This is a genomic window from Vibrio sp. 1CM23M (genome assembly GCF_023161755.1).
GTDB classification, from domain to species: Bacteria; Pseudomonadota; Gammaproteobacteria; order Enterobacterales; family Vibrionaceae; genus Vibrio; species Vibrio coralliirubri.
The window spans coordinates 417,430-430,372 of record NZ_JALNTR010000001.1 but is presented as its reverse complement, the minus strand read 5'-3'; the positions used below and the strand labels follow the sequence as shown (position 1 = coordinate 430,372).

General features: G+C 45.6%; 12 protein-coding genes. 9 read left to right on the top strand and 3 right to left on the bottom strand.

The features are described from left to right. Positions 1 to 46 precede the first annotated feature (46 nt). From MSG35_RS01810 to MSG35_RS01775, 8 genes are all read left to right on the top strand, one after another. Positions 47 to 484, top strand: coding sequence for a nuclear transport factor 2 family protein (locus MSG35_RS01810; protein WP_017633372.1), 438 nt, complete (start codon positions 47 to 49; stop codon positions 482 to 484). Between the two features lie 48 nt (positions 485 to 532). After that, entirely contained in the window at positions 533 to 1,999 is a 1,467-nt protein-coding gene (locus tag MSG35_RS01805; protein ID WP_248382619.1) for an FAD-binding oxidoreductase, read from the top strand. A gap of 120 nt (positions 2,000 to 2,119) precedes the next feature. Next, positions 2,120 to 3,121, top strand: coding sequence for a TRAP transporter substrate-binding protein (locus MSG35_RS01800; RefSeq protein WP_048610683.1), 1,002 nt, complete (start codon positions 2,120 to 2,122; stop codon positions 3,119 to 3,121). Positions 3,122 to 3,285: 164 nt separating this feature from the next. After that, a complete protein-coding gene (locus MSG35_RS01795; protein ID WP_017097758.1) occupies positions 3,286 to 3,828 on the top strand; it encodes a TRAP transporter small permease in 543 nt (180 codons plus the stop codon). 36 nt (positions 3,829 to 3,864) lie between these two features. After that, positions 3,865 to 5,205 carry a TRAP transporter large permease gene (locus tag MSG35_RS01790; protein ID WP_017064290.1) on the top strand — a complete coding sequence of 447 codons (1,341 nt, stop codon included), beginning with the start codon at positions 3,865 to 3,867 and terminating at the stop codon, positions 5,203 to 5,205. Positions 5,206 to 5,216: 11 nt separating this feature from the next. Beyond that, entirely contained in the window at positions 5,217 to 6,137 is a 921-nt protein-coding gene (locus MSG35_RS01785) for a cache domain-containing protein (protein WP_248382618.1), read from the top strand. 247 nt (positions 6,138 to 6,384) lie between these two features. Beyond that, positions 6,385 to 6,957 carry a malate synthase gene (locus MSG35_RS01780; protein ID WP_060980547.1) on the top strand — a complete coding sequence of 191 codons (573 nt, stop codon included), beginning with the start codon at positions 6,385 to 6,387 and terminating at the stop codon, positions 6,955 to 6,957. A gap of 456 nt (positions 6,958 to 7,413) precedes the next feature. Continuing rightward, positions 7,414 to 9,021, top strand: a complete 1,608-nt coding sequence (locus MSG35_RS01775; RefSeq protein WP_248382617.1) for a BCCT family transporter — start codon at positions 7,414 to 7,416, stop codon at positions 9,019 to 9,021. A 201-nt stretch (positions 9,022 to 9,222) separates the two neighbouring features. On the opposite strand, the gene MSG35_RS01770 is transcribed toward MSG35_RS01775, so the two are convergent. Next, positions 9,223 to 10,149: a M14 family metallocarboxypeptidase gene (locus tag MSG35_RS01770; protein WP_248382616.1), complete on the bottom strand. Its 927-nt coding sequence runs from the start codon at positions 10,147 to 10,149 to the stop codon at positions 9,223 to 9,225. 174 nt (positions 10,150 to 10,323) lie between these two features. Between MSG35_RS01770 and MSG35_RS01765 the strand changes: the two genes are divergently transcribed. Next, positions 10,324 to 11,229: a DUF808 domain-containing protein gene (locus tag MSG35_RS01765; protein WP_248382615.1), complete on the top strand. Its 906-nt coding sequence runs from the start codon at positions 10,324 to 10,326 to the stop codon at positions 11,227 to 11,229. A 153-nt stretch (positions 11,230 to 11,382) separates the two neighbouring features. Here the strand turns inward: MSG35_RS01765 and pyrC are convergent, their stop codons facing one another. Together pyrC and MSG35_RS01755 are read right to left on the bottom strand one after the other, a co-directional pair. Further along, positions 11,383 to 12,411 (bottom strand): dihydroorotase, encoded by a 1,029-nt coding sequence (gene pyrC, locus MSG35_RS01760; protein WP_248382614.1) that lies wholly within the window; start codon positions 12,409 to 12,411, stop codon positions 11,383 to 11,385. Between the two features lie 192 nt (positions 12,412 to 12,603). Further along, positions 12,604 to 12,762, bottom strand: coding sequence for a YqaE/Pmp3 family membrane protein (locus tag MSG35_RS01755; RefSeq protein WP_008215717.1), 159 nt, complete (start codon positions 12,760 to 12,762; stop codon positions 12,604 to 12,606). Positions 12,763 to 12,943 lie beyond the last annotated feature (181 nt).

Sequence of the window (12,943 nt, the reverse complement as noted above, 5' to 3'; positions counted from 1 at the left end):
CTACTGAAATTTAAACCAATAACGAAAACATAAAGGATTCTGGAATATGAATATGCAAACCAATGCAGCGACATTCGTGCTGGAAAACCAAGTCGATACCGCCTTTTTACAGTCTTTTAGTGATGCGTGGAATAACCATGATATTGAAGCGCTGATGTCTTTCATGACAGAAGACTGTGTATTCCACACGGTGGCAGGAGAAGGCTTGCTTGGAAACACTATCGAAGGGTACGAAGCGGTTCGAAATAGCTTTGAATTGGTTTGGCAGAACTTTCCAGATGCAGCTTGGAGCGACCCTGTCCACTTTGTTTGCGGTGACCGCGCGGTGAGTGAATCAACGTTTTCTGCGACGAACCCGGATGGCAGCGTCATCGAAGCACGCATGGTCGACGTGTTTACCTTGAAAGATGGAAAAATCAGCGTAAAAAATGCATTCCGTAAAACAAGACCTCTTTTGACTCCTAACAACACTCCCAAGAGCTAGACACGAAACCACAACCCGTTCACGTGTTATGACTAGGAGAGTCGAATTATGAGTTTAGTAATGGAACAACCGGCAGCCGATGTGCCGCCAAAGGTGAAAAGCACCCAAGCAAAAGAAAGTACCCAAGCAAAAGATAAATACGATCCAAAATACGATCCACTTAAAGACAAGAGCCCAGGTCACGGTAAGGAATACGCCCCGACTTATTGGGTAGATACCGCAGGCGCACCACCTGAAGATGATGGTCCAATTACATCGGATATGGATGTTGATGTGGCGATAATCGGTTCAGGCTACACGGGCCTAAGCACCGCGATACACCTTGCTGAAATGTACGGTATTAAAGCGACAGTGATTGAAGCCAACCGTTTGAGTTGGGGATGCAGCACCCGAAATGGTGGTCAGGCACAGTGTGCTTCAGGGCGTTTGAAGCGTTCTCAGTGGATTGAACGCTGGGGACTCGAAACCGCGCTAAAAATGCACCGCGAATGCGTCGATGGCATGAACACCTTTAAGTCTCTAATCAAAGACATTGATTGTGACCCACAACCGGGCGGCCACTTATACGTTGCTCACCGTCCAAAAGTGATGGCAACACTCGAGAAAGAAGCCAAGTTGCTGCGTGACACGTTCGATTACGATGCGCAGATCTTAGATGCGGAAACCGTAAAGCGTGATTACGTTGGTGACCAAGAAGCGGCAGGCGCAATGCATGAGCCAGAAGGTATTGGCATCCATGCAGGGAAACTGGCGTTTGGTTATCTAAGAAAGGCGAGAGCACTCGGCGTAAAAGTTCACCCAGCAAGCCCTGTGATGGGGTGGGAAACTCGTGGCGGTGTGCATTACCTGAAAACGCCAGGTGGTGTGGTAAAGGCGCGTTCTGTCGGTGTTTGCACGGGTGGCTACACCAGCCAAGGTCTACATTCCGAGCTTAAGAACCGCCTGTTGCCAGTGCTTTCTAACTCGATGGTGACACGTCCGCTAACTCAAGACGAAATCGCCGCGTGTAACTTCAAAACCAATCAGGTGATTACAGATACCCGAATCCTACGTCATTACTACCGTTTGTTACCCGATAACCGAGTCCAGATTGGGACGCGCAGTGCCATCAGTGGCAAGAACGCACCTGAAAAAAAATACGAAGACATGTTGAGAGCGGATTTAACTCGAAAATTTCCGTCTCTCGATCAGATAAAAATCGACTATTCATGGTGGGGCTGGGTGGATGTTAGCCACGACATGATGCCGAGAATCTATCAGCCGAATCCAAAGCAATCCATCTTCTACGCGCTGGGTTATGGCGGTAATGGCGTGATGTATTCCGCTCAAGCAGGTAAGCGTCTCGCTCAGTGGATCGCAGGTGAAGGCCACAAGTTGGACTTGCCAATATTTGAATCAAAACTTCCGTTCCCCAACGTGAGGGAAGTGGTGGAATCTGAGATGTTTGCACCGTTTCGCAGAATGGGGCAGCGGTTCCTTTATCAGTGGTATTCGTTAAAGGATGAAAAGCTGTAATCGCGACTCGAACATTGTTTCCAAAATAGGGAAATAGAACTACGACCGGGAAAGTTGTACCAGGTCACCTTGTGAGCAAAGTACAGGCAGGAAGTCTGTACGATAGGAAAGGTTAAGACTATGAAATTTATTAAAAATAAAATTATTGCTGGTGTCACCATTGTAGCAACAGCGGTGTTATCTCATACCGCGGCAGCAGCGAATTTTAAAATGGCTATCGGCGATGCTGCTGGTGGTACGCAGTGGGAATTGGCGACATCGTTTTCTGAACTGATGGAGCAAAAAACAGACGGTAAAGTAAAAATCGATCTGTTCCCGAATGGTCAATTAGGCAATGAGCAAGACACTGTCAACGATGCGGCAATCGGTCTTCTCGACTTCTCTGTACTGGCGATCAACAACGTAACCCCTTTCTCTCCAACTGTTGGTCTATTGACCATGCCTTACGTGATTCAAAGCGCAGAAGAAGCGGTTCTACTGACTCAAGGCCAAGTCGGCCAAGACCTCGTCGATAATACGATTCGTGATGCTGGTGTTCGCATCGTTGGTTGGGCTTATTCAGGCTTTAGGGTTTTGACTAATTCGAAAAAGCCAGTCGCTTCGCCAGAAGATCTTAAAGGGCTAGTGATTCGTGTTCCGCGTAACGAAATCATGATCGCATCTTATCAAGCATGGGGTGTAAACCCAACGCCGATGGCATGGTCAGAGACCTTTACTGGCCTGCAACAAGGCGTGGTTGATGGTCAAGACAACCCTTACATCACTGTGCATGCGATGAAGTTCAATGAAGTACAAAAGTACGTGACCAACATTCGCTACATCTTCTCGCTTGAGCCGCTAATCGTCAGTGAAACTGTCTTCCAACAACAGACTCCAGAGATGCAAAAGATCATTCTTGAAGCGGGTCAGGAAGCGACAGAGCACAGCTTTGCTTATCTAGAGAATACTGAAAACAAAATCCGTGAAGAACTACAAGCGAAAGGCATGGTCTTCACCGACCCAGCAGATAACGAGCAAGAGTGGATCAACAAGGTGACTAAGTCAGTTTGGCCTAAGTTCTACTCAAGCATTGGAGGCAAAGACAAGCTAGACGACGTTCTTGAGTTACTAGGTAGAAAGTAACGATTAGATTCGCCCTATCTGCTGTTCTCCGCTACTTAATCACCTAGCGATAGAACAGTGAGATAGGGCATTTACATGGCTTTACTTGTTGATCTGTTCTGTACCTGATCTTTTTAGGACCGTGAGCGACTGGTTGTCATGTGGAAATCAACATTGGAGGTTATATGTCAGTCGCTAAAACAATAAAAAAGCACCTTAACAACATTGAGGAATATACATGTTGTTTGCTGCTCGCAAGCTTTGTCCTATTGCTGTTCACACAAATCATTACTCGTCAGTTCTTTGATTACTCCATACCTTGGGGTGATGAAGTGGCCACTTACATGTTCGTTTGGTTTGCTTACTTGGGAGCGGTTGTAGCGGCCAAAATGTCGGCCCATAACCGAGTGAGCTTTCACTTCAAATTCTTTCCTCCAATCGTGCAAACCGTTAGCGAAACCATCGCTGACTTCTTATGGCTCTGCTTCAACGGTTACTTTGTTTACCTCAGTTACGACTTCGTGTTTAACAAAATGAATCTGTTTTGGAAATCTCAAACCACAGGCATCCCGATGAAGTATTTCTACATGATTTTACCTATCGCGTTTTCCCTAATGATGATTCGGATTATCTGGAACAACTACGAGCGTTTATTCAAAGGCGCAACCAACGAAGATCCAGAAGTCAAAGAGCTGCGAAAAATGACGGCACAAAAGTCAGCGCAGTAGTCATCACAGAGAAAGTCGTAATAGAGAGATGTAATAATGGAATCCTATTTAACTCTAATTTTATTTGGTGGCTTCTTAACCCTGTTAATTCTGGGTGCACCAATCACGGTATCACTGGCCGGCGCTTCAATGGCGGCCTATATGTTGCTCGACAAAAATCCCATCGCTTTGGTACAAATTGCGTTTACTTCGGTGGGTAACTTCCCATTAATGGCGCTGCCAGCCTTTGTTCTTGCTGGTGCACTAATGGAGGCGGCGGGGATCTCCAAACGTCTGGTGGATATCGCTGAAAGTTTAGCCGGCCCAGTAACGGGTGGCCTTGGCGCGGCAACGGTTATGGCGTGTCTTTTCTTTGGCGCTATCTCGGGTTCTGGCCCTGCAACAACCGCAGCGGTGGGCATGCTAATGGTGCCCGCGATGGTTAAGCGTGACTACGATAAGAGCTACGCATCGGCAGTAACGGCCGCATCCGGGGGCTTGGGAATCATCATTCCGCCATCTATTCCCTTAGTTATTTTTGGCATTTCTGCGATGGGCTTAATGGCACCGCCCGAAGCCATTGCTCAGCATGGGCAGTTTGCTTCTTTGTCTATTCCAAAACTGTTTGTTGCTGGGGTTGTGCCGGGTTTCATTATGGCGTCGACGCTAGTGGTCACTAACTATTTTATTGCTAAGCGTGAAGGCTATAAAGGGTTAACCGAAACATGGTCGTTTGGTGATGTAAGGCATTACTTGCGTCGCGGTTTATGGTCGATATTAGCGCCATTCCTGATTCTTGGTGGTATCTACAGCGGTATGTTCACACCTACAGAGTCTGCGGTTGTGGCGATTTTTTATTCGCTATTTGTGGGTGTGTTTATTCACCGAGAGTTGTCGTTCAAAAGCGTGATGAAATCTCTGTCGACCACCACATGGATCACCGGACGTGTATTGTTAATCCTTTTTGCTGCTACCGTGTTCGGACGTCTATTGATTGAGCAAAAAATCCCAGTTGTTGTGGCGGAATCATTACTCAGTTTCACCGACAACATGTACATGGTGTGGGCGTTAACGATTACCTTGCTGCTGTTCATCGGCATGTTCATGGAAACCTTGGCGGCGATCATGATCATTGTGCCTGTTCTGCTGCCAATCATGTACATGCTGGGCGCCGATCCTACCCACGTTGGTATCGTGGTGGTGTGTACGCTCTCGATAGGTTTTGCCACACCACCGCTCGGTGAAAATATCTTTGTCGCCTCGGGGATTGGTGGCTCTACGGTCGAGCAGATCACCGCGAAGATCCATCCCTTTGTACTTGCATCTGTCGTAGGCGTTTTCGTTATTGCTTTCTTCCCACAAATCACGCTTTGGCTACCGTCCTTAGTCGGCTATTAGGAGACACAACGATGAATCTATCCAGAATAATCCTTATTGGCTGTGCCTTGTTTGCTGTGGTCAGCGGCATTGGATTACGTGCAGAGCATTCAGAAGTCGAGAAAGAGGTTAAGCCAGTCAATGTGCTCGATATTTCTGAGCCACATGTGGTCAGTGACGCTGAAAGAAGAGCCAAAACCTTGCTTGCGAAAGCGGTGGTGCACGTTCAAAAAGAAGGTGACGACAGTGTGAAAGACTTCATGAGTGATGCCGACTATATAGACGGTGAGCTCTATGTGTTTGCTCTAGGTATTGATGGCCAATTCCTTGCCAGTGGCGGCTCTTCGATGGTGTTGGTGGGCGACAGTGTGTTGGATACCCAAGATGTTTACGGCAATCCTTTTTTCCGTGAAATGATCACTAAAGCGGTTCACAACGGCTTTGGTGAAGTTAAGTATCACTGGACCAACCCAACTGATCGCATGGGGGAGCCGAAAACCACTTTCTTTGAGCGTGTTGGAGATGTGATTGTTGCTGTGGGCTTTTACCCAGAGCGTTCCAGTGCGGCCGAGGCTAAGAACCTACTGGCGAGAGCGATGACCGCGATAGTGGAGTCTGAACAACAGAGCCTTGCTGAGTTTAATGACGCTGAAGGCAGTTTTGTCGAAGGGGATTTGTATGTGTTTGTGATGGATATGAGCTCTGGAAAACTGCTCGCACATGGTGTGTCTCCTGAGCTTGTGGGGCGATCACACAACGAAATCCTAAGTCCTGACGATAAGCCGATTCTTACTGAGATGTTGAACCTTGCCAAAGAAAATGGCCGAGGTGTTTACACCTATCGATGGTTAAACCCGCTGTCGAGCAAAGTGGAAACCAAGCACACTTACTATCGAGTGATCGACAATAAGTTGGTTGGGGTGGGTTATTACACAAATTCAAACAAGACGTAAAAGTGAGGGTGTGGTGAGTGTAAGTCTATTTAAATTAATAACTTAATACTCATTTTACCCCTAAAAATAGGAGTGTGTAAAAAAGCAATTTAGTAAAATTCACACTGTGTAATTTTTGTTGTGAAATTGTTTCAGAAATAACAGTAGTATGAAAAACATGGAAACCACGCAGTAAAGAACAAATCTGAAAAGGGTCAATTGGGATGTTTGACCTAAATGAAACTTAAAGCCGTACGAGGGATAGACTATGAATATGCTGACACTAGACAAAACAGAACTTCACAGAAACCATTCAACATTTATTGCTGAAGCTGTCTTTGCCGTCGAAATGGTGAAAGCAGACAAGCAAGTCGAAAAACAAATAATGGCGAAACAGTTGCTTGATACTCTATTTCCTCTAGAGACAGGTTCGCATGAAGATGTAGTGAGCTACGAGATTGACTACCGACATGTTCAGGTTTACTTCAAAAATGGCGAACATACAGGCCTGAAACGTGCTAAGCACTTTGTAGCTTACACAGGTGATAAATCTAAGCCTTCAGCAATCCTATTCCGTGATGAAAGTGGTACGCACGTTGAAGTGACGATTGGTGCTCGAAAAGGTACAGGTAATCTAGAGCTTGTTGATATTGAAGATATCCAACTAGAGACATGCACTACCTTCGGCCAAACAGACGCAAGCATTTCTTCTGGAATCCGACACTGGGTGAGTCTAGTAAAAGGCGACGAAAGCGGCCGACCAAACGCATCAAGTGAAGACAAAGAGTTCACCGCGAAAAATGGTGATGACTACAATCTTGGATTTTGTTTCGCACTCTAATATCGAGCGCTGCAGTACGCAGTGCTAATATCCATTTCTCTTTTACCTTTGGTAATTTCCCCGCCCCTATAGCGGGGCTTTTTTATTAGAGCTATAAATAAATTAGGCTGTTGTTAAATTTATCTTTAGAAAGTTTGAATGAGATTTTACGGTGTGATATTTTATTTTAAATTGTTGTATTTAAAGGTTTTTGCTCTTTTATTTTATTCTGTTTTTATTGGTTTAACTATCACTATCATCGGTGGTTTGGCTGACTATTGAGCTAAAACTCAGTCAAAATGCTTTGAGCTGTGCTATAATACGCGCCTTGGGATTGAGCCAGTAAGTCCATTTGTCACTAATTATTGTGATTTTTATTGCCTTTTATTTAGGCGGTTCGGCGAGCCAATCAAGTAGTAATTGGATACGGAGAGCGTCCTTATATTCGTTGATTCGGATATGCGAACATCATAATTTATGAGTTTTAAATCAAAAAAATACAGTATTGATTCTACTGACTATCAAGTTGGTCAAGATAACGTCAGTAAATGGGGCATGGATGTCCATAACACAGTCTTCGTAGCCTCAGTAGGCTTATCTCTTCTCTTCATCATCACTCTTCTTGCTCTTCCTCCTGCAGATGCCAAAGCTGCGATTGATTCTATCAAGGGTGCTGTTTTGTCAAAGTTTGACTTCCTCTTTATGTGGGGAGCCAACATCATGTTAGTTTTTGCCGTTATTCTTGCATTCTCACCTTTAGGTAAAGTTCGCTTAGGTGGCGAAGATGCAACTGCGGATTATTCAATGTCATCTTGGATTGCGATGTTATTCGCTGCGGGTATGGGTATTGGACTTATTTTCTGGGGTGTTGCAGAGCCAACCGCGTTCTTCACCAACTGGTTCGGAACGCCACTCGATGCAGAACCTTTTACGGCAGCCGGCCGTGAACTGGCACTCGGTGCGACCGTATTCCACTGGGGCTTCCATGCCTGGGCTATCTATGGCATGACGGCACTTTGCCTTGCATATTTTGTTTACAACAAAGGCTTACCGCTATCAATGCGTTCTGTGTTCTACCCAATTTTGGGTGAGCGAGTGTGGGGTAAAACCGGTGATGTGATCGACGTACTAACGGTACTGGTTACTCTGTTTGGCCTGGCGACTTCACTAGGCTTAGGTGGTACACAAGCAGCAAGTGGTATCAGCCACGTGTTTGGCTTGGATAACAACATCTTCCTTCAGCAATCTATCATCGTTCTGATCATGGGCTTAGCGATCATCTCTGTGCTACGTGGTATGGACGGTGGTGTTAAGTTCCTAAGTAACCTAAACATGGTTATTGCGTTCGTATTCCTCGGTCTTATCGCTGTATTGAACTTTACGACAGTGCTTGATTCTGTCGCGACTGCGGCAACGGGCTATGTGAAAAATATCGTAGCTTTGAGCCAAAGCTCTGGCCGTGAAGATACAACATGGCTGCATGGCTGGACAGTGTTCTACTGGGCATGGTGGGTTGCGTATGCACCATTCTTCGGTATGTTCGTAGCGCGCATTTCTAAGGGCCGTACGGTTCGCGAGTTCCTACTTTGCGTACTGATTATCCCAACATTGGTAACGTCGGCTTGGATGTCGATCTTCGGTGGCGTGGCTATCGAGCAAGTAATTAACCATGTGGGACAACTTGGCCTCGACCAAGGCATCACAGACGTATCTCTAAGCTTGTTCTACATGCTAGACGCTTACCCGTTTGGTAGCATTCTATCGGTTATCGCTGTAGCACTGATCATCGTGTTCTTCGTTACAACACTAGACTCAGGTTCTATCGTTATCGATGGCATGACGGCGGGCGGTAAGCTTGAAGTTCCTGTTAAACAGAAAGTGGTTTGGGCGGTTATCTCAGGTGCTATCGCAATGGTGATGTTGTGGATTGGTGGTACTCAATCTATCCAAGCACTGCAATCGATAACGATCATTGCTGCACTGCCGTTTACGATCATTCTTCTTATTGGCTGTTTTAGCTTGTTGAAAGGTCTACTGACTGAAGTAGATAAAGGACAAGAAAACGTTAGTGAAACCGCTAAATAAAGTAATCGAGTATGGGGAGTATATAGTTCGCTAATTACTCCTTTTTCAGTGTTATTTCAAAGCTCTCTTGTACTATGTGCAAGGGAGCTTTTTTATGCCCAAGAAGAAATCAAAGACAAGTAGAAAAGACAAAAAAAGAGCCACAAGTGAATCGTCACTTATGGCTCTTTTTAGTTTTAGGGAGCAGCTTTAGCTAATAGCTTACGCGTTCAGTTCGTGCTGAATAACGTAATCCAAAGCACCGACTACCGCTGCAACCTGAGCGTCATTACACTCTTCGTCTGTCACTTTATCGCTGTCCGGGTAAACCTCTGTGGTTGTACCGTACTTACAGTCAGTCACACCGCCACATAAGCCAAGCTTCTTCATTGGGTAGTTAATCACACCATGTTGGGTAACTTCAGAACCAATGATCTTGCCGTCTGCATCTGCTGGCGCAATGTGCGTTACTTTTTCTACTGAAGCAATCACCGCCGCTTGGAATTCTGGCTGTGGATTTTCAGTATCGCCAACTGTGTAGAAGCCGTCTGGAATCATACCTTCAATGTACTCAATACCATCACGTGCTGCGAGTGCTGGTCGAAATTCTGTTTCGTCAGAATCTGTCGTTTCGTGTAGATCAACGTGAACCAAGACTTCTGGTAAAGAAGCGACTAACGCACGTAGGTTTGCTGATTCTTCTGCTGGCGTACCGTCATAGAAAGAGCGGTTTGGATCAACAGCATTTGGGTTCCAACGGTTAATCACTTCGTAACCCCAAGGGCTTACACAAGGTGCTACTACAATGTTGAAGTGCGTTGAGTATTGTTCCGCTTGAGTTGCGGCGAATTTTATCGCGCCATGCACACCACTGGTTTCGTAACCGTGAACACCACCTGTTACAAGGATCGTCGGTTTTGATGCGTCCCAGTTTTTGCTTTTGATTGCAAAAAGCGGGAAACGAGCTTCATCGTAGCTCAGTGCGCCGTATTGCTCGATGTCAAAGCGGTCTGCCAATGTTTGGATTTTTGGCACGACTTCTTGCTGGTATTCACGCTTAACGGTTCTTTGAGCGAACCATGCTTGACGTTCTGCTTCTTGCCATTTTTGTCCTGGCTTACCAATTGGGTAGGAGTATTCACTTTTCATCTATACTTCTTCTTTTATGTTCGCGAAAGATGAAGACAGACTAGTCCTGTCTAGCAGAGACGGCAATAGAAAACACAACCTGTGACTCTATTTTTTACAGACTCATAACTTTGATGAGTGGATTGATGGTGTTACATTTTATCAATTGTTTAATCCCTTAAAAGAGACCATAAAATGGCTGGAGCAAGTTTATTAACGCTACTGGATGACATTGCAACCGTGTTGGATGATGTCGCACTGATGTCTAAGGTCGCAGCGAAAAAAACCGCTGGTGTGTTGGGGGATGATTTAGCGCTGAATGCTCAGCAGGTATCCGGTGTTTCTGCTGAACGAGAAATCCCAGTAGTGTGGGCGGTTGCAAAAGGCTCATTTAAAAACAAGCTGATTTTGGTACCCGCGGCATTGTTGATCAGTGCCTTCATTCCTTGGCTGATCATGCCTTTGCTTTTGATTGGTGGTCTGTTTCTTTGTTTTGAAGGTGCCGAGAAAATCTTAGAGAAGCTCTTTCCTCATGCTCATAAAGAGGCTGAAAAGGGAGAGGACACAAGTACTGGTGAATCCATAGAGGAATATGAGAAGAGAAAGGTCGCAGGCGCGATTCGTACCGATTTCATACTATCCGCGGAAATCATCGTGATAGCACTGGGCACCGTGACGGGTACAAGTATCCTTACTCAGATTCTTGTCGTGAGTTTAATTGCGGTTGTGATGACGATTGGTGTTTATGGCTTAGTGGCAGGGATCGTTAAGTTGGACGATTTAGGTTTCTATCTGCAGCGAACATCGAATGGCAGTGGCATTAAAACCCAATTGGGTAATGGGCTAGTCGCGTTTGCGCCCAAGTTAATGAAGACGCTTGCTGTGGTCGGCACCGCAGCGATGTTTTTGGTTGGCGGCGGCATTGTGGTGCACAATGTTCCTGCGATTCATCACTTAATTGAGCCGATTATTATGGATTTTCGTGGACATACGATAGCGACAGCGGTGGTTCCAACGCTATTGAACGGTGTTATCGGTGTCTTAGCTGGACTGATCGTCGTTGCAGTTTGGACGGTGATTGGAAAAATTCGCGGTAAGTAATCGCTCATTATTGGTCTTAATAAAACCATATCTCCACGAAACGAAAAAGGGGCACCATAATCATTATGGTGCCCCTTTTAATCTAATGGGTCGTGTTTAATTAACACCACGCTCTTATTTTGCAATATAAGCGCTTATTTACCGATTAAGCGTTTACTTTACAGACCAAGCAATCGTCTCACCGCCACGGATTGGTACAACGATGTCTGAACCGAAAGGCATGGTTTCAGCAACGTTCCACTCTTCTTTAACAAGAGTGATGGTGTCCGTGTTACGTGGAATACCGTAGAAGTCAGGGCCGTTGTGGCTTGCAAACGCTTCTAGGTTCTCAATCTTACCTTCTAAGTCGAACACTTCTGCGTACAGTTCAACGGCAGCGTGCGCTGTGTAAGAACCCGCACAACCACATGCTGACTCTTTTGCACCTTTTGCGTGTGGTGCTGAGTCTGTACCCAAGAAGAACTTCTTGCTACCGCTTGTTGCAGCTTCGATAAGCGCTAATTGGTGCGTGTTACGCTTCAGAATAGGAAGGCAGTAGAAGTGTGGCTTAATGCCGCCAACCAACATGTGGTTGCGGTTGTAAAGCAGGTGGTGAGCGGTGATGGTTGCTGCTACGTTGTCGTTCGCGTTTTTAACGAAGTTTGCTGCATCAGCGGTTGTGATGTGCTCAAGAACAATCTTTAGGTTAGGGAAGTCGTTCACAATCGGTGCTAGCACTGTGTCTAAGAACTGTTTCTCACGGTCGAAAATATCAACATCGTGACTGGTTACTTCACCATGAACCAGTAGCAACATATCCACTTCTTGCATTGCTTCTAACACGTGGTAAATCTTTTGTGCTGACGTTACACCTGAATCAGAGTTAGTCGTCGCACCCGCTGGGTAAAGCTTTGCTGCCACTACTGCACCAGACTCTTTCGCTTTGCGAATTTCTTCAGGTGTTGTGTTGTCTGTCAGGTAAAGTGCCATTAGAGGCTGGAATTGCTCGCTTGGCTGCTCTGCCATGATGCGTTCACGGTAAGCTAAAGCCATTTCGGTATCGGTTACCGGTGGGATGGTGTTTGGCATGATTAACGCTCGACCATTGTAGCGGCTGATATCGCGCACTGTATCTTTTAATACTTCGCCATCGCGTAGATGAACGTGCCAGTCGTCAGGACGAGTAATCGTAAGTTGTGTCATTGAAGGCTCCCACCATTTGAAGTGTTATGTAGTTGGAGCCTAAACTCGGCGAAATCTGTGAAAGCAATCGCTTACGTTTAGGCGACAGGATGATAGTGGAAAAGCACTTTCATTTCATCCTATTTTTAACTCTTCAGGGTTAGGAGCTTGTTTTTCTTCGTATTTTATTCGGTATTTAATTTTGAGGACGAGCTATCGAGTCGCCACCCAAAGCCCGTGGATCATTCCTGGTACCCAGAAGAAGAAGGTCAGGACGATGTTAATCAGCAAATCTTTACCTGCGCCACGAGCGAAGAACACACCAACAGGCGGAAGCAGTACACATAAAATGATAATGACGAGTTTGTTCATGATAAATCCTTTTTATTCAATGAAAGTTCAATGCGATAACCGTGTTCACATTATAGAACGTATGGAGAGTGTTAATGCATTGCTGTCTTAATGTATACAAGGCAGTGATTTAAACATCTCAAGATATTAGCTTAGTATCAAGTGTTTAATGCCTGCCAGTTTATCTATTTATAACCATTTG